The organism is Marinomonas ostreistagni (genome assembly GCF_016888445.1).
In the GTDB taxonomy this organism is placed as follows: domain Bacteria; phylum Pseudomonadota; class Gammaproteobacteria; order Pseudomonadales; family Marinomonadaceae; genus Marinomonas; species Marinomonas ostreistagni.
Map to the genome: position 1 here is coordinate 374,773 of NZ_JAFEKF010000001.1, position 20,813 is coordinate 395,585.

General features: G+C 45.3%; 13 protein-coding genes. 7 read left to right on the plus strand and 6 right to left on the minus strand.

Annotated elements, in window-relative coordinates:
* Positions 1-43: 43 nt before the first annotated feature.
* The 7 genes from JQX58_RS01745 to JQX58_RS01775 all read left to right on the plus strand — a co-directional run bounded on the left by JQX58_RS01745 (position 44) and on the right by JQX58_RS01775 (position 12,123).
* Positions 44-2,473 carry a type I restriction-modification system subunit M gene (locus tag JQX58_RS01745; protein ID WP_204145093.1) on the plus strand — a complete coding sequence of 810 codons (2,430 nt, stop codon included), beginning with the start codon at positions 44-46 and terminating at the stop codon, positions 2,471-2,473.
* Positions 2,474-2,480: 7 nt separating this feature from the next.
* Positions 2,481-3,818: a restriction endonuclease subunit S domain-containing protein gene (locus JQX58_RS01750; RefSeq protein ID WP_204145094.1), complete on the plus strand. Its 1,338-nt coding sequence runs from the start codon at positions 2,481-2,483 to the stop codon at positions 3,816-3,818.
* A gap of 170 nt (positions 3,819-3,988) precedes the next feature.
* Positions 3,989-5,392 carry a DUF262 domain-containing protein gene (locus tag JQX58_RS01755; protein WP_204145095.1) on the plus strand — a complete coding sequence of 468 codons (1,404 nt, stop codon included), beginning with the start codon at positions 3,989-3,991 and terminating at the stop codon, positions 5,390-5,392.
* On the plus strand, positions 5,385-7,397 hold the full coding sequence (locus tag JQX58_RS01760) for a DUF262 domain-containing protein (protein ID WP_204145096.1): 2,013 nt from the start codon (positions 5,385-5,387) through the stop codon (positions 7,395-7,397). The genes JQX58_RS01755 and JQX58_RS01760 overlap by 8 nt, the downstream gene beginning before the upstream one ends.
* A complete protein-coding gene (locus tag JQX58_RS01765) occupies positions 7,390-10,416 on the plus strand; it encodes a type I restriction endonuclease subunit R (protein WP_204145097.1) in 3,027 nt (1,008 codons plus the stop codon). Before JQX58_RS01760 ends, JQX58_RS01765 begins: the two co-directional genes overlap by 8 nt.
* Positions 10,417-10,517: 101 nt before the next feature.
* Positions 10,518-11,108 carry a class I SAM-dependent methyltransferase gene (locus JQX58_RS01770; RefSeq protein WP_204145098.1) on the plus strand — a complete coding sequence of 197 codons (591 nt, stop codon included), beginning with the start codon at positions 10,518-10,520 and terminating at the stop codon, positions 11,106-11,108.
* A gap of 4 nt (positions 11,109-11,112) precedes the next feature.
* The gene (locus JQX58_RS01775; RefSeq protein WP_204145099.1) at positions 11,113-12,123 is read left to right on the plus strand and encodes an HNH endonuclease; all 1,011 of its coding nucleotides are present in this window, start codon (positions 11,113-11,115) and stop codon (positions 12,121-12,123) included.
* Positions 12,124-12,191: 68 nt separating this feature from the next.
* Here the strand turns inward: JQX58_RS01775 and atzF are convergent, their stop codons facing one another.
* From atzF to JQX58_RS01805, 6 genes are all read right to left on the minus strand, one after another.
* Entirely contained in the window at positions 12,192-14,036 is a 1,845-nt protein-coding gene (gene atzF, locus JQX58_RS01780; protein WP_204145100.1) for an allophanate hydrolase, read from the minus strand.
* Positions 14,033-17,671: an urea carboxylase gene (uca, locus tag JQX58_RS01785; RefSeq protein ID WP_204145101.1), complete on the minus strand. Its 3,639-nt coding sequence runs from the start codon at positions 17,669-17,671 to the stop codon at positions 14,033-14,035. Before uca ends, atzF begins: the two co-directional genes overlap by 4 nt.
* Positions 17,672-17,757: 86 nt before the next feature.
* Positions 17,758-18,399 (minus strand): urea amidolyase associated protein UAAP2, encoded by a 642-nt coding sequence (locus JQX58_RS01790; RefSeq protein ID WP_204145102.1) that lies wholly within the window; start codon positions 18,397-18,399, stop codon positions 17,758-17,760.
* A 3-nt stretch (positions 18,400-18,402) separates the two neighbouring features.
* On the minus strand, positions 18,403-19,119 hold the full coding sequence (locus JQX58_RS01795) for an urea amidolyase associated protein UAAP1 (RefSeq protein ID WP_204145103.1): 717 nt from the start codon (positions 19,117-19,119) through the stop codon (positions 18,403-18,405).
* Positions 19,116-19,934, minus strand: coding sequence for an ABC transporter ATP-binding protein (locus tag JQX58_RS01800; RefSeq protein WP_204145104.1), 819 nt, complete (start codon positions 19,932-19,934; stop codon positions 19,116-19,118). The genes JQX58_RS01795 and JQX58_RS01800 overlap by 4 nt, the downstream gene beginning before the upstream one ends.
* On the minus strand, positions 19,931-20,749 hold the full coding sequence (locus JQX58_RS01805) for an ABC transporter permease (RefSeq protein ID WP_204145105.1): 819 nt from the start codon (positions 20,747-20,749) through the stop codon (positions 19,931-19,933). The genes JQX58_RS01800 and JQX58_RS01805 overlap by 4 nt, the downstream gene beginning before the upstream one ends.
* Between the last annotated feature and the right edge of the window lie 64 nt (positions 20,750-20,813).

The window sequence follows — 20,813 nt, forward strand, 5'->3', positions numbered from 1 at the left end:
AAAATACATATTAGAAAATTTACTTATATTCTGGAAATCACTCATGGATCATAGTGTACATAACAAGCTTATCTCTTTTATTTGGAACATCGCAGACGACTGTTTACGTGATGTCTATGTACGCGGTAAGTATCGTGATGTAATCCTGCCAATGGTGGTGTTGCGCCGTCTGGATACCTTGTTAGAGCCCTCAAAAGAAGCGGTACTTGAAGAGGTAAGGTTCCAACAGGAAGAAATGCAAGCAACGGAGCTAGACGATGCGCCATTAAAAGAGGCGAGTGGTTATGTATTCTACAACACCTCCAAGTGGACATTGAAATCGCTTTTCAACACAGCCACAAACAACCAACAAATTCTGTTAGCTAACTTTGAGGAATATCTGCTGGGATTCAGCGATAACGTTAAAGAGATTATCGAGTGCTTCAACCTTAAAGCGCAGATTCGTCATATGGCTTCCAAACAAGTGTTGTTGGACGTAGTTGAGAAGTTTATTTCTCCTAAGATCAACCTAACCCCTGAACCTGCGTTTGATCCTGATGGGTACGCACTTCCTCCGCTAACGAATCTTGGTATGGGTTATGTGTTCGAGGAACTGATTCGTAAGTTCAACGAAGAAAACAACGAAGAAGCCGGTGAGCACTTTACACCTCGTGAAGTTATCGAATTGATGACGCACCTGGTATTTGATCCGGTAAAAGACCAACTACCACTGACGATGACGGTATACGACCCTGCCTGTGGTAGCGGTGGTATGTTGACCGAATCGCAAAAATTCATCGATGAGAAATACCCAAGCCTTGGTGATAATCGTGATATCTACCTTTACGGTAAAGAGATCAACGATGAAACCTACGCTATCTGTAAATCAGATATGATGATCAAGGGGAATAACCCTGAAAACATCAAGGTAGGTTCAACGCTATCAACAGATGATTTCGCAGCAACACGCTTTGACTTCATGCTTTCTAACCCGCCATACGGTAAGAGCTGGTCATCAGAGCAGAAGTTCATCAAAGAAGATGGGGATGTCATCGATCCTCGCTTCAAGGTGAACTTAAAAGATTACTGGGGCAATGTTGAAACCCTAGACGCAACTCCACGTTCCAGTGATGGCCAATTGCTGTTCCTAATGGAAATGGTCAGCAAGATGAAAGATACCGCAGTGAGTCCTATGGGAAGCCGTATTGCATCGGTTCACAATGGTTCGTCCCTGTTTACCGGTGATGCCGGCAGTGGTGAAAGTAATATTCGTCGTTACATCATTGAAAACGATATGTTGGACACGATTGTTCAACTACCGAACAACCTTTTCTACAACACTGGTATCACCACCTATATTTGGCTGCTAAGTAATAACAAACCAGCCTCACGAAAAGGCCAAGTACAGCTAATCGATGCAAGTTTGCTTTATCGTAAACTGCGTAAGAACTTGGGTAATAAAAACTGTGAATTCTCTCCAGAAGATATTACAGAGATCACCGAAACCCACTTATCATTCTTAGAAGTCGAGCGTAAACTAGACTCTAATGCTCCAGAAGGCATGGGCGATCCGATTGGTATTGCGAGTAAGCTGTTTGCGAATGAAGACTTTGGCTACCACAAGGTCACCGTAGAGCGTCCTGATCGACGTAAGGCTAAGTTCACAGCAGAGGCCGTAGAAACGTTGCGCTTTGATAAAGGTTTGAGTGAAGTAATGTCTTACCTTTATTCAGAATATGGCGATGCGGTTTACGACAAGACAGGCCACGGTAGTGACCAAAAGAAAAGCTTCTTAAAATCCATCGACAAAGACATCGCTCAATGGTGCGATGACAATGATATTAGCTTAAATGCGAAGAATAAGGCTAAGCTTCTGGATGTGAAAACGTGGCTAGCGTTTAAAAACGTCTTGGAAACGGCACAAATGCTGATGGCTGAAATCGGTCAGGAAGAGTTTGACGATTTCAATGCATTTAAAGTGTTAGTGGATAAAACACTAAAAGCTCAAGGTATCAAACTGTCTGCACCTGAGAAGAAGCTAATTCTTAATTCTGTCAGCTGGTATGACGAGTCTGCGGTTAAGGTAATCAAGCAAGTCGTTAAACTTAAGCAAGACAAGTTACAGGGCTTGCTAGAGCGCTACGACTGCCAAGAATCAGACCTACCACACTTCGGTTTCTATCCTGGTGCTAAAGCAGATGAGTATATTACTTATGAGCCTAATTCGGACCTGCGTGATAGCGAATCCATCCCTCTAAAAGACAGTATTTATCAGTACTTCTTAGATGAAGTGAAACCTCATGTGGAAGAAGCTTGGCTTAACTTCGATAGCATTAAGATCGGCTATGAAATCAGCTTTAATAAGTACTTCTATCGCCATAAACCACTGCGCTCATTAGATGCTGTGGCAAAAGACATCATCGATCTTGAACAAAAAGCCGAAGGCCTGATTGCCCAGATTTTGGGTGTATCAATTGAAAAGGTTCAGGGGTAAATACTTTATGTTGACTAGTTCTGAATCATCTTCATATGAATCATATAAAGTGACAGGTATTTCATGGTTGCAGTCTATCCCTGTAAGCTGGGAACTAAAGCGCTTTAAGTTTCTTATAAGTGAAGTTAATGAAAGAAGTGAAAATGGTGAAGATTGCCTTCTTTCTGTATCTCAATACACTGGCGTGACAAGAAAATCAGACAAAATTAATGATGGTGATTTATTAACAAATGCTGAATCTCTTGAAGGTTACAAAAGGGTTAAGAAGGGGGATTTAGTTAGTAACATAATGCTGGCTTGGAACGGCAGTTTAGGTGTTTCTCCCTTTGATGGAATCACGAGTCCTGCTTACGGTATTTATAGATTTGGAAGTGAATGCATTGATCGCTTTTATCACTATCTCTTAAGAACAGAGCTTTACAAGGCAGAATTTAAAAGAAGATCCACCGGCGTTATAGAAAGTCGACTAAGACTTTATACGGATGACTTTTTTGACATTGTCGGAATAGTGCCTCCGATTAATGAACAAACTTTAATCGCCAATTTTCTCGACAAGAAAACAGCTCAAATTGACGAAGCTATCGCCATAAAAGAGCAGCAAATTAGTCTGCTGAAAGAGCGTAAGCAGATCATCATCCAACAGGCCGTAACCCAAGGACTTGATCCGAATATGCCGATGAAAGATTCCGGTGTGGATTGGATTGGCAAGATTCCAGAGCATTGGAATGTAATGCGATTGAAGATGGGAACCAGAAAAATTACTGATGGTGCTCATATCTCACCAGATTTAAGTGAAGAAAAGCATCCATTCGTTTCAACAGTTAATGTTGATGAACATGGCAATATTGATTTAAAAAACTGTATATATACATCACAGTCTTGTTATAAATATCTTGTAAAAACTGGTTGTTCGCCTATTAAAGGAGATATTTTATTTAGTAAGGATGGGACCGTTGGTCGTACTGCGATTGTTGATTTTGAAGACAGTTTTGTTATTGCTTCTTCACTTGTGATTGTTCGCGCGAAGAAGGAGGTTTTTGATTTAGAGTATTTGAATTTTCTTCTTAGATCCGAGCATATAAAGCAGCAAACTGATGCTGTGTTAAGTGGTTCAGCATTAAGAAGAATTTCCTTGTTGAAAATATCTAATCTGCTTTTGTTTAGAATTCCTATCGATGAGCAAATAAAAATAAATAAATACTGTTATGGAATTGAGTTAGAGGTGAAAGAAGCGGTTGATATACAAAATAAACAAATCGAAAAGCTAAAAGAATATAAAACTACTCTTATCAATAGTGCTGTGACTGGAAAGATTAAGATCACACCAGAGATGATCGATGAGTAGGACGCTACTTAAGTATTCAAGTTAGTTGAAAACACTAATTTTTATTTGGCTGTGTTTTTGTTGAGTGTTTAGGCAGTGGCTACTTTAAGTAACCACTGCCAAGGAAAGGGAGTAAAGGGATGTCAGTTCAAGTCGCGACCTGTAACGCAGAGCAGCTGATTTCAAAGTGTTTGACTAATGATAGTGCTTCGAGCATCGAGCCGATCGTTAGCAGTATTGGTAATGAGATCATCGGGGCGTTATCGATCCCCGAGTATCAGCGTCCTTATTGTTGGACAGAATCACAAATCAAGCGCCTGTTGAATGACTTGAGTGTGCATCGTAGAGAGCTCCTAAATAAGCCAGATGACCAGCAGTGTGATTTCTACTTAGGTAGCATCATTCTTCATCAGAAAGATGAAGTATTGAATATCATCGATGGCCAGCAGCGCCTGACGACCTTGATATTGGTCGCTTATGTATTGGAACTGTATCAAGATCTATCATTACGCTTTGAATCACCGGAAAGCCAGCAGCAAATTAAGCATAACCTGAAATGGCTTATGAAGAATGCAGCCCTTCTTCAGGGGGTAGAGCTTTCAAAGATCAATCTAAGTCTAGTTGTCACGGACTCAGAAGATGAGGCGTATAACTTTTTTGAGACTCAAAACACCGGTGGAGTGCGCTTAAAAGGCCCCGATATCATTAAAGCTCATCATTTAAGGGCTGTTGATGAAAACGATAAAACCGCTGTCAATCGCTTCGCTCTGCTTTGGGAGTCTTTAGGTAATCTTACTCCAGTAGTTGATACGGTCTTGCGCGGTCGGTATTGGCAAAATCTAAGATTCCGCCAATACCCGCTGCATAATCAAGCCAATAAAATTCGACAAACGATTGTATCTGAGTTGGCTGATGCGACAGGTAAGGGAGATGACATTGCTTATGGTCGTATTGCTCGAACGATCTCTGATTACGGCGGTGAAAGCTTGGTGCAGTCTCAAGTGGGTTACGAGCTACGCCAGCCGCTTAATAGTGGCGTGAATACCATCCACTATCTGCGTTACTTTGAATCCCTTCGCAAGCGTTACTTAAAAATAGATAAAGACCGAGCAGCAGCGGACCTAAATGCCTATGAGCATTTTTACAGAGAGCTGATCTGCCAACTAGACGGATGCGATTATCTAAAGCAGCTATATGACGCCTGTTTGCTAACCTATATCAGTCAGTTTGGCGATAAGCAGCTATTGATCGCTGCTCAAAAGCTATTCCGAGTCGTTTACTCCCGTCGAGTTAAAAACCCTACCGCTGTTAAAGAAAATTCTGTTCCTAGTTTTGTTCAAGAAACTCCAATTTTGGATTGGATTGCGCTGAGTTATACCACTCAAGAGCTATTTGAAAAGTTAGATAGCTTCGAGCTTAAAGTAGACCCTAATGGACTAGCTGCGGATGACACGAACGGCGTGAAGAAACGCTTTGTGAAAGCGGTAAACAGATACTTCACACTCAATATCCAGGAAGCTGATTTCGCAAGTGACTTTGGTGAAAAGCTCAGTCTTCACCTGCTTCAACTAGGAGCTGATGCTGATCATGCCTAAGAATAGCTTTTCCCAATCTAAAGTCAGAACAGAGCTGCTAACGCTACAGACCATTTTTGATAAAGATTATCAGTTCACTATTCCAAGTTATCAACGGCCATACGTGTGGAGCGATATAGATGTGCTGGATCTGTTTAATGACATTAAAACTGCTTGCAAGCTTAAGGAGCCGAATTACTTTATCGGAACGATTCTGTCCTCCGAACTAAATCAGAATGGCGATAAGGTTTATGAGCTTATTGATGGACAGCAACGTACAACGACCTTGATGTTGATGACGATTGCGTTTAAACAAGCTGGGGTAAAAACAAAGCTGTCTAGCCTAGCTACTTACGGAAATAAGCCTCGACTTCAATTTACAGTGAGAGACCAAGTGCAGCAACTACTTGGGGCTTACGCTAAATTAGATGGATTTCAGGAGCCTTCTGGTTATGAGATTGAAAATAACCCTTATTTAAGCCAAATAAAGAAAGCTTTGGTAGTACTTAAGGAGGCAGTCCAAGAGATCATTGATAATGATGGGGATTGCGATGAGCCAACGATCAGTGAGTTTGGGGATTATCTTTATAGTAACGTTCAGTGGGTCAACAACATTGTGCCGCTAGGCATAGATCTAAATCGTTTATTCGCGACAATGAATACCTCTGGTATCCAGTTAGAGCAAACGGATATTCTGAAAGCAAAACTATTCAAAAAGATTACAGCTAACAAAGCTCAATACGATGCCATGTGGTTAGCGTGTGAGCATCTTGAAAGCTACTTCGAGCGGAATGTTCAGAAAGTCTTTAAAAAGGGTGATTGGGCTAGAATTTCACCGTCTGATCTGGCGAGCTTTAACAATGAGCTGCTTAGATTTGAAGTCGCCAATGAGGAGCCTAATAGTACTCAGAGGCGAAAAGGATTAAGTATCGCTGAGCTTGCATCGGGGCTGATGGAAGAAGAAAAAGTTTCAACGGCAGATAGTAGTTCATTTGAAACATATGATTTAGATGTTGAGACCGTTTATTGTCAGTCCATTATTAAGTTTCCTCTCTTACTCATCCATGCCTATCGAGTGTATCTTGCTTTGAATGGTGGAGGGGATATTGAGCCTCGACTGCACAGTGATCGTCTTCTAGAGATTTTTGAGCCGTTAGTGCAATCGGACGAAGAAACGATAACTGGTTTTATCAAGATGCTTTGGCAAGTCCGGTATCAGTTTGATCGTTGGGTGATTAAGTGGGTTGAGCCAGATAATTCAACACAAACACAGCTTGCTTTAACAAGCCAAACGAAAGGTAAGGATCGTATAAACCGCTCTCAAAAAGAACTAAGTGCTTTAGTGCTGCTTCAAAGCGTGCGGAACTTTACAGGTGATCGGAGCGCTCAGTATTGGTTAACGCCTTTTATTTCTCGTCTATTGGCTGAAAACATTTCCGATGAAAGTGCCGCTCTGAGCCTTCTTGAAGGTATCGATAATTGCATGTCTTTGTCTGAGGTTACCCAAATACATGCAAGCTTCTTGTTGGCTAAAAATGTCGAGCCTTTGACGACAACGTGGCAAGTTAAGCGCTCCTATTTTTATAAGCCTATGAGTACATCATTTGAACATTATTGGTTTCAAAAGCTGGAATATCTACTTTGGAAACAACTTAAGCAATCTGAGTTTAGCCTTAGCACAGAGCATCAGAAGAAATTTAAACTATTTCGCATAACCTCAAAAAACTCTGTTGAACACATTCATCCACAGAATCACAGTAAACTGGCTTCGCAGCATTTACATAATTTCGGTAACTTAGTGCTACTAAGTCCAGGAGAAAACTCTTCTTACAGTGATAAGCCTGAAAGTGTAAAACGAGCCGAGTTTATGAAAAAAGACAGATACGACTCATTAAAGTCCAAGCGCATCTTCGAGAAGATGAAAGATGGTGGAGACTGGAAAGCAGATGATGTAGAAACTCATTGTGAAGAGATGTTAGCTGTCTTAGATACACATTATGAAGAAGGAATTTTGAGAAATGGTTAGTCGCACTAATGAGCAGGCATTCGAAGCTACTATTGAAAAAGCATTGACTGGTTCGTGCTTAGAGGAGCAGATGGACAGCGTTCAAGCACCATTAAAAGATCTTCATAACCGCTTCTACAAGTCAGGCAGACCTCAAGACTTCAGTATGCAATATGCTATTGATGAGAAGTACTTTTGGATGTTTCTAGAAAACACTCATGAAGCCGAATTGAATAAGCTTAAAAAAAATAACCCTGTAGACTGGCAGCGTAAATTACTTGAGCGTTTTGATCGTATGATCAAAAAGAATGGTATTTTGTATATGCTGAAAAAAGGACTGAGTGTCGATGACGCTCACTTCTCATTGATGTTTCCTGCACCACTGGTGAGCAGTAGTGATAAGGTAAAACAGAACTTTGAGGAGAATATTTTCAGCTGTACAAGGCAGGTTCGCTATTCTCAACTTAACCCTCTTCAAGAGATCGATATGGTGCTGTTTATCAACGGTATAGCGTTGATAACCTTAGAGCTTAAAAATGCTTGGACAGGACAAACAGCGCGTTATCACGGGCAGAAACAGTACAAAGAAGACCGAGATGCTAATCAGCCGCTTCTTTCGTTTGGTCGCTGTTTGGTGCATATGGCCGTCGATACAGACGAAGTGTATATGACCACAAAATTAGCGGGTCAAAACACTTTCTTCCTTCCATTCAATAAAGGCCATAACTTAGGGCAAGGAAACCCGCCAAATCCAAATGGGCATAAGACTGCTTATTTGTGGGAAGAGATTTTCACGAAAGAAAGTTTGGCGAATATCATTCAGCACTTTGTCCGTTTAGATGGTACGAGTAAAGACCCTCTGGCGAAACGCACCTTGTTCTTCCCTCGTTATCATCAACTTGATGTTGTTCGAAAGCTGGTAAATCATGTATCAACTAATGGTGTTGGCCAAACCTACCTAATTCAGCATTCCGCAGGCTCAGGTAAGTCGAATTCCATTACGTGGGCTGCGTATCAATTAATAGAGACCTACCCTGCATCACTTGATGTCTCTGGTGGTAAGGGGTTAGAGCAGCCTCTTGTTGATTCTGTCATTGTCGTAACTGACAGACGTCTACTGGATAAGCAACTTCGAGACAATATCCGAGAGTTTTCAGAAGTTAAAAATATCGTTACTCATGCGAGTAAATCTTCTGAACTTAAATCGGCTCTGGAGAATGGTAAAAAAATTATCATCACGACGATCCAGAAATTCCCTGTCATTGTGGATGGTATTGAAGACCTTAGCGATAAGCGCTTTGCTGTCATTATTGATGAGGCCCATAGCTCTCAATCTGGTAAAGCCCATGACAATATGAACCAGGCAATGGGGAATATTAATGAGGAAGAGCCAGAAGATGCACAAGAGAAAATCTTGCAAGCAATGAAAGGTAGAAAGATGAGAGGTAATGCCTCTTACTTTGCTTTCACTGCGACGCCGAAAAATACGACTTTAGAAAAGTTTGGTGAGAAACAAGAAGACGGTACATTCAAACCATTCCATCTTTACTCTATGAAGCAAGCCATCGAAGAAGGCTTCATTCTAGATGTGCTGTCTAATTACACCACCTACAAAAGCTATTACGAGATTGAAAAATCAATCACTGAAAACCCAGAATTCGATACTAAAAAAGCCCAGAAAAAATTAAGGGCTTATGTTGAGGGCAGTCAACAAACGATCAGCACTAAAGCTGAGATAATGTTAGAGCACTTCATTCCCCAGGTTGTTAACGCTAAAAAGTTAAAAGGCAAAGGGAAGGGAATGGTGGTTACTCAAAGTATCGAGTCAGCGATTCGATACTACAAAGCAATCAAAGAGATTCTTGAAGCTCAGGGGAATCCTTTCAAGGTGTTGATTGCGTTCTCGGGTACGAAGAAAGTCGATGGTATTGAGCATACCGAAGCTGAGCTGAATGGCTTCTCTGAAAGTGATACTAAGGACAAGTTTGATACTGATGAATATCGACTGTTAGTTGTCGCTAACAAATATCTGACGGGCTTTGACCAGCCCAAGCTATGTTCGATGTACGTAGATAAAAAGCTTACTAGCGTTCTGTGTGTTCAGACATTATCTCGCCTTAACCGAAGCGCTCCAAAGCTAGCTAAGAAAACAGAGGACCTATTTGTGTTGGATTTCTTCAACTCTGTTGAGGATATTCAGAAAGCTTTTCAAGATTTCTATACCTCTACCTCCTTGTCTCAAGCAACCGATATCAATGTGCTGCACGACTTAAAAGATGAGCTAGATGACGCTGGGGTTTATGAATGGCAAGAAGTCGAGGACTTCGTAACACGCTTCTTTAATAACGAGGAAGGGGAGCAAATCAGCGCAATCATTGATATGGCCGCTGCACGGTTTACACATGAACTGGGCTTTGAGCACGATGATAAAGTCGATTTCAAGATCAAGGCTAAGCAGTTTGTGAAGATCTATGGACAGATGGCTTCCATCATGCCATTTGAAATGGTGGTGTGGGAGAAGCTGTTCTGGTTCCTGAAATTCCTAATTCCTAAGCTGAAAGTTGATGATCCAGATAGTGATGCAATCGACGCTCTTCTAGAGTCGGTAGACTTAACAACTTATGGTCTACAGCGCGTAAAGCTTAACCACACCATTGAACTAGATGACGAAGAAGCAGAACTTGATCCGCAGAATCCTAATCCTCGTGGTTCGCATGGTGGAGAAAAGGAAACAGATTTCCTTGATGAAATCGTCAAAACCTTTAATGAGCGCTGGTTCCAGGGTTGGAGTGCTACGCCTGAAGAGCAGAGAGTGAAGTTTGTGAACATTGCTGAAAGTGTTAGAAGCCATAAAGACTTTGAGACAAAATACAAAAATAACCCTGACCCGCACAATAGAGAACTGGCCTTTGAAAAGATCTTAAAAGACGTAATGCTTCAGCGTCGAAAAGATGAGCTTGAATTATACAAGCTTTATGCCGGAGACATCGCGTTCAAGACATCTTGGACTCAGAGCGTTCAAAGAATGGTCGGGATTTAGGAGAATTGGTGTCTTTAATTTTATTGTTATTTGATATTTAAAATTATCCAAAGTGATTTTGTAGAATTTTATAATGTAAAAATCTTTTTAAGGTTAACCACATGGACGTCACACACAGCACTCAACAATACTACGCAGATCACGCTGAGTCATTTGCTGAAAGTACGCAAGCAGTCGATATGTCGGCCTTGTATGAGCGCTTTGTGCCGTATCTTTCAGCTGAGTGTTCGCTGCTGGATGCAGGCTGTGGCAGTGGTCGGGATGCGAAGTTTTTCCAGTCGTTGAGTTTTAGGGTGGCGGCATTTGATGCCAGTCCCGAGCTTGCGGCACTTGCCAGTGAGTATTCGGGTGTGCAGGTTGCGGTGGATACGTTTCAAGGTTTCACCGCGCAGGCGCAGTACGATGCGATCTGGTGTTGTGCGAGTCTGTTGCATGTGCCAAAGGCTGAGCTTGGCGATGTGATGCAGCGCTTGGCGCGAGCGCTGGCGGCCCAAGGTGTGATCTATATGTCGTTTAAGTACGGCGATCAGGAGCGTGTCAAAGACGGGCGCTTTTTCTGCGATCAGACCGAGCAGACTATCACTGCTTATCTAGCCGATTTTGAGGTGTGTGAGATGTGGGTCACGGGCGATCAACGCGTAGATCGTAGCGCGGAAAAGTGGCTCAATGTGATCGTAAGGAAACAAGTGTAGCTCAATGAATAGTGCAATAGATTTTATTAACTATGTCCAGCGCATGCTGGTCGAGGGCGACTTCTCGGCGACCTATAAGTACGCGCTACTGCATGCTATCGCAGATGTCTGTGTTGAGAGCCCTAATGTCACAGTGAATGGCAAGTTGCCGATCTCATTGGATCTCTTAGCCGATAAGATGCTGCGCCTGTATTGGAACCAAGCACGGCCGTTTGGCGGTGCTGCGCAGCCACAGCAACTGCATCAAAACAGCAACTCTAAGAAGCAAATTAAGATCATCTCTGCGGTTCAAAGCATTCAAGCCACGGGGCTTTACAACATCAATCAGCTCTACAAAAGCCCGCATTATAAAGCCGTACACAAGGTTGCTAAGGACGCCCTAAAAGAAGGGCCGCTGTGGCGCTTGCAGATCTTGGCAAAGCAAGAAGAGTGCTTTTTATACCCACACGATAAAGGCCAACAGCATATCGAATTAAAGGCGGGGGTCGCGGGTTACTTTCGTGAGTTTTACCACTTGATCACTTATCTGGCACGAGCCGCTTGGATCGATAAGATTATCTCGTTTAAGCACAACCAATATCTTGTTGGCGCCCAAGCAAACTTACCTGAGTTCTTATTTGGGCAAGACCGTAAAGCGCTGGCGTACGCCAAACCTTTGTTACAAGAACTACAGAAAAACACTTGTTTCTACTGCGGTAAAACGCTTAATGAGCACGCCGAAGTGGATCACTTTATTCCGTTCGCTAAATACACCTTTGATCTTGGGCACAATTTTGTCTTGGCCGATCGCGGCTGTAATAACAGTAAGCGGGATTATCTGGCGAGCTATGAGAATAAGTACAAGTGGGAGCAAACCAATCTTGCGCATCATGGTCAGCTGATTACGGAGCAGTTGGCAAGCTACGTCGAGTGCGACGCTGATAAGTCATTGGCGGTCGCTGACTGGGCGTATCAGATCGCTCATAACAGCGCCGCCAACCTCTGGCAAAACAAGAGCGAGTTTCGGCCCGCGTAAGCAAAAAAAAGCCCAGTTCTCAGACTGGGCTTTAGCGCCTACATGTTTACAAGCTCGACCTTGCTCCTTTATTGTGTTGTAGAGTCACTCAGGGTATCTAAGTATTTCAACCAGCCACCAAAGTGGGTGATGTCTTGAGCGCCTTCGAGGCCATATTCTTCGGCTATAAAGCCACTAACCATTTCTCCGTCTACTAGTTTGATTTTACCGATGCCAAGTGGCGCAGGGATGTTGGCTACAAATGTGCCGAATTCTTTAGTTGGAACAGACCAGACTTCTACAGCAATGGCGCCACCCTGTTGTGGAGCGTATTTCATCCCAGGGCGTAATGGTGGGCCACCCGCTAAGGCAAACAGTTGATAAGTCGCCTCGGTATAGGTGGTTTGTTTTAATTGCGCACCACGTTCGGTCAGTTGCCAGTTCAGTGGTTGACCGCTTAAGTGAGCCCCGCATACCACTACGTCAATGGTCTCTGGTGCACTGATCGGGGCGTGATTTTGGGGCGCTGCCGGTGCTGCTAAAGCACCTTTTGGTAGCGGCAATATTTGTTGGATGCGATTAGCGATCGAGAGCAGTTTGCGATCACTAAACGTTTGCCCAACTAAGGTAACACCAAAGGGTCTACCGCCGTCTGTAATTTGTGTCGGTACGGCGATGGACGCAAGGTCCAATAGGTTCATAAAGTTGGTGTAATAACCCAGCTCACTGTTGTGTTGAATAGGCTTTTCAAGCATCTCTGCGATCGTAAAATGCTTCCCTGCTGTAGGCGTTAACAGGCAGTCGACCGTGGCCATTTGCTCTAGACACGTTTGCTTTAGAGTATTAAGACGATATTGAGCCCGAAAAAGAGCGGTCGCGGCAGGCTTCGATCCAGGTTCTATAATGTCCCGCACGACTGGAAAAATGGCTTCAGGATGATCGTCGATCAGTGGTTGGGTGGCAATATAACGCTCGGCTACCCAAGGACCTTCGTATAACAGCTTGGCGACTTCATCAAACGGAGTATAGTCAATCTCATATAGCTCAAACCCTTGTGCTGTTAATTTGTTGAGGGTGTCATGGTAAGCCGTTTCATAGTCATGATCGCCAAAAAATTTCAATTGCGACGTAGGGATGACGCCTATTTTAACGTTGCCAGTGCGCAGACCATACTGGCGCGCTTGATTGCTATATGGATTGGTACGGCTGTAACCATCTGAGGCATCAAAGCCTTCCGCCGTAGCGAGAGCGATATTGGCATCATCTGTGTTGTAAGCAAAAATGGTGATGCAATCTAGGCTTCGACAAGCGGGCACGAGCCCTGTTGCCGAAAGTAGACCGATGCTTGGTTTGACACCTACTAGGTTATTAAAGCAGGCAGGTACTCGACCAGAGCCAGCGGTATCGGTGCCGAGGCTGAAGCTTGATAAGCCCAGTGCAACAGCAACGGCCGAGCCGGAGCTTGAGCCGCCGCTGATGTAGTCAAAGTCAAATGCATTATGACAGGCGCCGTAAGGTGAGCGTGTGCCATTGAGGCCCGTGGCGAACTGATCTAGGTTGGTTTTACCAACCGGGATGGCGCCAGCATCAATCAGTTGCTGTACTACTTTTGCCGAGCTATCAGGGGTATATGCAAACTCAGGGCACCCTGCGGTTGTCGGTATACCGGCAAGATCAATATTGTCTTTGATGGCAAACGGAATACCCCAGAGTGGATGAGATTCGGGAGATTTGTCGGCCAGAGCGTCGAGCCATACAGATTGCTCTACTTCGGATAACAAGTGAATCCAAATATTATGTTGGCGGTATGCTTGAGCGCGTTCGCGAATGTCTGACATTACCTGTGATGGTGTCAGAGCCCCCTCAAGGTAGGCTTGGCGCAGTGCGCCAATGCCCATATCACGGATGTCTGTAAGCGGGGGAGTTATACTCATGCTAAGGCCTCCAATTTTGTTTCTTCCATAACGACAACGGCCTGCCCAGCATTCACACGACTGCCATTCTCTAATAATAGGTCCGATACCACGCCATCTTGTGGGGCGTGCAATGGAATCTCCATTTTCATCGATTCTAAAATTACCAGCAGCTGGCCGGCTTTGACGTGCTCACCTGCTGAGACTTGTGTCTGCCATACGCTTCCAGATACTGGGCTATCGACCACAATCGCGTCTTCACTCCAGGTTACATTGATCTCTACGTTTTCGGCTTCCTCTTGGTCAAAGTGGAATTGGCCGTTGGCATGCCAGCGTTCTAGCTCTTGAGCAAATGCTTTATTACGTGATTGTTTAAAGTGCTCAATGTCTGCCTCATTGTCATTGATGAACGCTTGATATTCAGACAGTGAGAAGCTGCTTTCTTCGATGCGAATCGGATAGTTGTCGTGTGGGAATTGCGCACGTATGTCTTGTAGTTCGTCGTGAGACACTTCATAAAAGCGAATCTGATCAAAGAAGCGCAATAGCCATGGCTGAGTAAAAGCGCTGGTTTGGCGATAGCGATTCCACATTTGTAAGGTACGACCGACAAACTGGTATCCGCCTGGGCCTTCCATGCCGTACACACATAGATATGAGCCACCAATGCCAACTGAGTTTTCAGCCGTCCAAGTACGGGCTGGGTTGTATTTGGTCGTAACCAGTCGGTGGCGCGGGTCGATCGGTGTTGCGACAGGCGCGCCTAAATAGACATCGCCAAGCCCCATTACTAGGTAGCTTGCGTTAAAGACGATCTCTTTGACTTGATCAATGCTTTCTAAGCCATTGATACGACGAATAAACTCTAAGTTGCTTGGACACCAAGGTGCGTTTGAGCGGACGGATTGGGCGTATTTATCAATCGCCTCTTGGCAGGCTTGATCGTCCCAAGATAGGGGGAGGTACACAGTGCGCGAAGGTACTGTTAAAGCATCCAGCTTTTGGCTTAAGGTACGCTCGGCTGACTCCAGTATCTTTAATAGCTCGGTGTGACGGGTCTGCTGGCTATCGTAGTGAATCTGTAACGAGCGGATACCTGGTGTCAGCTCTTTCATTCCCGCAAAAGGGTTTTGCTCTAGCCATTGCATCAGCGCATGGGCACGAAAGCGCAAGCGAATGTCCAAGATTTGCTCACCATACTCGACCAATAAGAAGTGATCCCCTTGTGCTCGGTAGACGATGTCGTCGCCAAATGTGTCGGCGCTTAGAGTTTTAAGAATCGGTGAGGTGATGCCACAAGAGCAAGGTGTCAGATTCATGTCACCAAGCGTTGCTAATGCACTGTTTTGTGCGGCTTCTAAGGCGACTGCATCGTCTAGTGTGACAGGTACAAAATGTACCGTATCCCCCGCACGTAGCTGGCCAAGCTTCCATAGATCGGCACTGATTACGGTTGCGGGACAGACAAAGCCTCCTAGTGATGGGCCATCAGGGCCAAGGATAACTGGCATGTCACCGGTGAAGTCGACACTGCCGAACGCATAGGCGTTATCATGAATATTAGAAGGGTGAAGGCCCGCTTCGCCGCCATCTTTACGTGCCCATTTGGGCTTTGGACCGATCAGGCGGACTCCGGTGCGGCTAGAGTTGTAGTGAACTTCCCAGCCAGTCCCAAAGAACATATCAATGTCTTCATCGGTAAAGAAATCAGGGCACCCATGTGGGCCGTAAATGACGCGCAACTCGTGCTTATGACCTAATGTCGGTACTAGTGAGTCAGGTAATTTGGCAAAGCTATCTAGCGCCGTCGCTTGACCTGCTGTCAGGACATCGCCTGCCTGCAGAGCGCGGCCATTATGGCCACCGAATTGTCCCAGTGTGAAGGTAGATTTAGAGCCTAAATAATCTGGGCACTCAAACCCGCCGGCCACTGCTAGATAGGTGCGTGCACCAGCTTCTTTGATCCGTCCAAGTGAAAGTGTTTGGCCCTTTTTTACGTAAATAATCTGGTTTAGCGCGCAGCTCTGGGCATTAAGTTTGGCATCAATATGTGCGCCTGATAGCGCGATTGCTGTGTCATAACTGAACTTTAGCGTTGGCCCTTGTAGTGTGATCTCCATAGTGGCCGAATCGATGCTGTTATTTAATAGGCGATTGGCAAGGCGGCTATGGTAGTTATCAAATGGGCCAGATGGCGGCACACCTACATTCCAGTGATTTTGGCGACCAGGGAAGTCTTGTAAAGTGGTTTGAGTGCCGCCGCTTGTGACATCAATGCGTGCTGGCTGATAGTCAAAGTCGTTTAGGTAGCGTGTGCTGATTTGCCCTTTGATTAGGTGTTCGTCTGCTAATAATTGCTGTAGGTAATCAAGGTTGGTTTGGGTGCCATACAGCGTACACTCTGCCAGCGTCTGACCGAGCAAGTCTAGGGCCTGCTCACGATCTTGGTCGTGGACGATAACTTTGGCAATCATGGGATCAAAGTAGGGGGGGATTTCAATGCCACTTTCGACCCAATGGTCGATGCGAATACGAGGGCCTGCAACGTTATCGTTGGTGTTGCTTGGTGGTAGCGCCACATAACTTAACAACCCAGGACTTGGTTGAAAGTCTTTATACGGGTCTTCTGCATAGACGCGCACTTGGATGGCATGGCCACTAGGTGTGAGAGCTTGGCGCATAGCTAAGAGATCCATTGGCTCCTGTGCCGCTAGGCGTAACATCCATTCGACTAGATCAACGCGGTACACTTCCTCGGTGACACCATGCTCTACTTGAAGGCGTGTATTGACCTCTAGGAAATAGAATAAGTCGGTATCCATGTCGTAGATAAATTCGACGGTGCCAGCATTACGATAGTGCACAGATGCCAATAGTGATTCGGCCGTGCTGTGCAGCTGCTGGCGTATCGCGTCAGTTAAATTTGGGGCAGGGCATTCTTCCACGACCTTTTGGTTGCGGCGTTGACTGGAGCAGTCTCGCTCGCCTAACGCAATCGCCTGACCTTTGCCATCTGCAAACACTTGCACTTCGATGTGGCGGGCACGTGCGATGAACTTCTCAAGAAACACACCATCATCGGCAAAGTTGTTGGCACCAAGACGCTTAACCGAGTCAAAATTGGCCTTTAATTCTGTTTCACTGTGACATAAGTGCATGCCGATGCCTCCGCCGCCAGCCGTGCTCTTTAGCATCACAGGATAGCCAATCTGTTGTGCGATTTGGCAAGCAGTGTCGAGGTCTTTAAGGAGCTCTGAGCCAGGTAATAATGGCACATTGGCCTGTTCTGCGAGCTCACGAGCACGGTGTTTTAGACCGAACGCTAACATTTGTTCGTCGGTCGGGCCGATGAAAGCAATACCTTCAGCGTCACAGCGTCGCACAAAACTGGCGTTTTCACTAAGGAAGCCATAGCCTGGATGTACCGCTTGAGCGCCTGATTTTTTGACGATCTCAAGTAGCTTATCAACCTTAAGATACGTATCACTGGCGCTGCCTTCTCCCAAAGAATAGGCCTCATCAGCCAGCTTGACGTGACGACTGTTGGCATCCGATTCTGCGTACACAGCAATCGCTTTGATGTTCAAGCGTTTAAGGGTTCGGATAATGCGTACAGCAATAGCGCCACGGTTGGCAATTAGGACTGTGTGAAACATAGTTCAACCTTCACCGGGTCGTCCCGGTCTTTTTTTATGACAGTGGTCGTCCACTGAAAGGGCTAATTCTAAAAACGAGGGGGGGATTATGCTTCCCAAACTAATACGTTGATGGGCGTTGGGTTGTAGCCGTTACATGGATTATTCAATTGCGGGCAGTTTGAAATCAGTACAATTAGATCCATTTCGGCTTTCATTTCTACGTACTTGCCTGGGGCCGAGATGCCATCTTCGAACGTCAACCCACCCGCTTGTGTCACCGGTACATTCATAAAGAAGTTAATGTTGTGGCTGATATCTCGTTTATCCAAACCAAACTCTGGGTGTTCGGCTATCGCCAACATCCAGCTATCACGACAGGCATGCATACAGCGTTTTTCAAGATCGTAGCGCACAGTATTGCTTTCGGTGGCGCAGGCGCCGCCTAAGGTGTCATGGCGACCACAGGTATCAGCGACGATTTCCAGCATGATGTTATTTTCATTGGAGCGCAGTTGTGATCCAGCGGTTAGATAGACATTGCCTTGTTCGCGTATCGTATCGGTCGCGCTGTAGCGCTCGGCTGGGTTGTGGGCGTTGTAGAACAAAGTGTCTGCCGCCTGATTACCTTCTAAATCAACAAAGCGGAAGGTGGCGCCTGCTGGGATATAGCGCATGAAATAATCACCGGCATCGACTTTGTATTTTTGCTGAGCATCGTCTGGGTTAAGTAGGCTTTCTTTGATCATGGCTTAGGCCTCCATTGCAAAGTGATATAAGGCGTTGTTGGCAAAACCGCGCTGGTTCTCGGGGCGCAAGTTTTTGCAGTAATCGTCGTCTTGAACAGGCGCTGCTTTTTCCAAACGCAGCTCAATGGGTTTACGTGGGTAGTCTTGGGCTTTGCTCAATGGATGTGGGCAAGTATGTAGAATCACCAGTGTATCCATTTCAAAGCGCAAGGTTATTTGACTGCCTGGTGCACTGTTATCCTCTACCAGTGTCATGTTGCCTTCGGCGTCGGCCTCTACTTTGCTAAACAAGTTTAAGTTGGCAGTAAGGTCGGCTTGCGTCAGACCATATTTCGCCATTTCTACCAACATGGCGTCTTGGCCATTTTGCATCCAATCATTGCGGTCATTTTGGTAATCACGCTTTCCCCATTTGGACTCAACGTGAGAGGCATGACTGTTGCCGCTGACGGTTTCATGCCAGCCTACGCTATCTTCAATAATCGAGGCGAAAATTCGCCCCATATCAGAATACAGGCAGTGACCTTTGGTGAGCTTAAAAGTATGCTGCCCTTTTAGCGTGTCTGGGGCATTGTAACGCTCGAGTAGGTTCTCTGGGTTGTAAAAAACCATGCCTACATTGGCACCTCCGGTGACATCTGTCAGGGTGATTTGTGTGCCGCGCCGCACACGCAGTGACCAGTGGCTAGCGGCTGGGATAGTCGTTTCGTAGTGATTCATGGGGTTGTCTCCATTGTGTCAGTGAAAGCGTGAATGGGAGCTGGCTTTGGGCGAATTCGATCATCTATTTGCTGATATAGCTGATCGTGCGTTTCGCCCACAGGTAAGTCGTAGGTTATGGATGCACCGTATGCATTAGGGGCTTGTGGGTCATGGCGCAACTTATCGAAGACCCAGAGTCGAGTGCCTAAATAAAAGCCTTCTTTTAAGTCATGGGTCACCATGAAAATGGTCAATTTATGCTTTTTCCAAAGGTCTAGAATGAGCGCGTGCATATCGGCTCGAATACCCGGATCTAGTGCGCCAAACGGTTCATCAAGTAGTAAAATTCTTGGCTTACAGATGATGGCTTGAGCGATGGCAAGACGTTGTTTCATGCCGCCAGACAGTTCGTGTGGATAGCGATCCAGTGCGTGACTGAGGCCTACTTGGGTGAGAATGTCGGTAGCGGCTTGTTTGGCTTCACGCTTATCTTTGCCAAACAAGTAGCCAGTTAAAGACGCTTTTTGAAAGCCTTTCGCAGCAATCACATTGTCTAAAACGGTCATATGAGGAAAGACAGAATATTGCTGAAAAACAATGCCACGATCTGATCCAGGCTCTTCTGGCATGCTTTCACCATTAAGTAGCAGCTTGCCAGAAGAGGGTTGATCAATGCCTAAGATCATTTTTAAAAAGGTGCTTTTGCCACAGCCAGAGGCGCCGACCAAGGTAATAAATTCACCTTCGTGCACGGTGGTGTTGACATGCTCTAGGATAATGTCTTGCCCGTATTGTTTGCCGACGTTGTGCGCTTCAATTAAAACCTTGCTCATGCTTTGCCCTCCGTACTCCAAGGGTACAAACGTTTATTAAGAGTGCTTAGGAGATAATCAATTAAAAAGGCCAGCAGGGTAATCCAAGCGACGTAAGGTAAAATGATGTCCATAGACATGTAGCGTCGCACTAGAAAAATTCGGTAACCCAAGCCATCGGTAGATGAGATTGCTTCGGCGGCGATCAAAAATAACCAACCTGTACCCAATGACAAGCGTATGGCATCAATAAGTTTGGGCATCACTTGAGGTAGTAATACGCTTATTAAAATTTGCGAGGTACTCGCGCCGAGGGTTTGCGCTTTCACCAATTGCTCAGACGGAATTTCCTGTGTCCGTCGTTGAAGATCGCGAGCGATAAATGGAGCAACGCCAATCGCGATCAAGGTTATTTTGGAGGCTTCTCCAAGGCCGATAATAATGAACAAAATTGGTAGAATGGCTAAAGGTGGAATGAGAGACACTACAGTCAGTAGCGGAGCCAAGCTGGCAAATAATATTGGCAAAGCGCCAGTTAATAGGCCCACCAGCAAGCCAAACAAGGCGGCGATGGCGACGCCTGCTCCAAGGCGCATTAAGCTGCTCAACGTATCTTGCCAAAAGACTAGCTCACCGGTGCGACGACTGGGCTCAAAGGCCAAACGGTACATGGCATCCCCCATTTGTCCTAATGAAGGCAGTAGTTTGTCGTTTGGATTAATGGCTAGGCGCGCCTCTGAGCTCATCACATATAAGAGCAGTAACAATGCGAATGGCAACAATCCAAGCAGTATGGTGCTAGTAGAGGACGGAGCGTAGTTAATTAGTTTTTTCATAGGTATGTCTTCATGCAAGGTTCTTTGGTACGAGCTGCGCGCTGGCGCGCAGCTCGTCTATTGG

Coding starts and splice junctions, on each gene's coding strand:
- JQX58_RS01745 (WP_204145093.1), top strand. CDS start 44: ATGGATCATAGTGTACATAACAAGCTTATCTCTTTTATTTGGAACATC.
- JQX58_RS01750 (WP_204145094.1), top strand. CDS start 2,481: ATGTTGACTAGTTCTGAATCATCTTCATATGAATCATATAAAGTGACA.
- JQX58_RS01760 (WP_204145096.1), top strand. CDS start 5,385: ATGCCTAAGAATAGCTTTTCCCAATCTAAAGTCAGAACAGAGCTGCTA.
- JQX58_RS01765 (WP_204145097.1), top strand. CDS start 7,390: ATGGTTAGTCGCACTAATGAGCAGGCATTCGAAGCTACTATTGAAAAA.
- JQX58_RS01770 (WP_204145098.1), top strand. CDS start 10,518: ATGGACGTCACACACAGCACTCAACAATACTACGCAGATCACGCTGAG.
- JQX58_RS01775 (WP_204145099.1), top strand. CDS start 11,113: ATGAATAGTGCAATAGATTTTATTAACTATGTCCAGCGCATGCTGGTC.
- atzF (WP_204145100.1), bottom strand. CDS start 14,036: ATGAGTATAACTCCCCCGCTTACAGACATCCGTGATATGGGCATTGGC.
- uca (WP_204145101.1), bottom strand. CDS start 17,671: ATGTTTCACACAGTCCTAATTGCCAACCGTGGCGCTATTGCTGTACGC.
- JQX58_RS01790 (WP_204145102.1), bottom strand. CDS start 18,399: ATGATCAAAGAAAGCCTACTTAACCCAGACGATGCTCAGCAAAAATAC.
- JQX58_RS01795 (WP_204145103.1), bottom strand. CDS start 19,119: ATGAATCACTACGAAACGACTATCCCAGCCGCTAGCCACTGGTCACTG.
- JQX58_RS01800 (WP_204145104.1), bottom strand. CDS start 19,934: ATGAGCAAGGTTTTAATTGAAGCGCACAACGTCGGCAAACAATACGGG.
- JQX58_RS01805 (WP_204145105.1), bottom strand. CDS start 20,749: ATGAAAAAACTAATTAACTACGCTCCGTCCTCTACTAGCACCATACTG.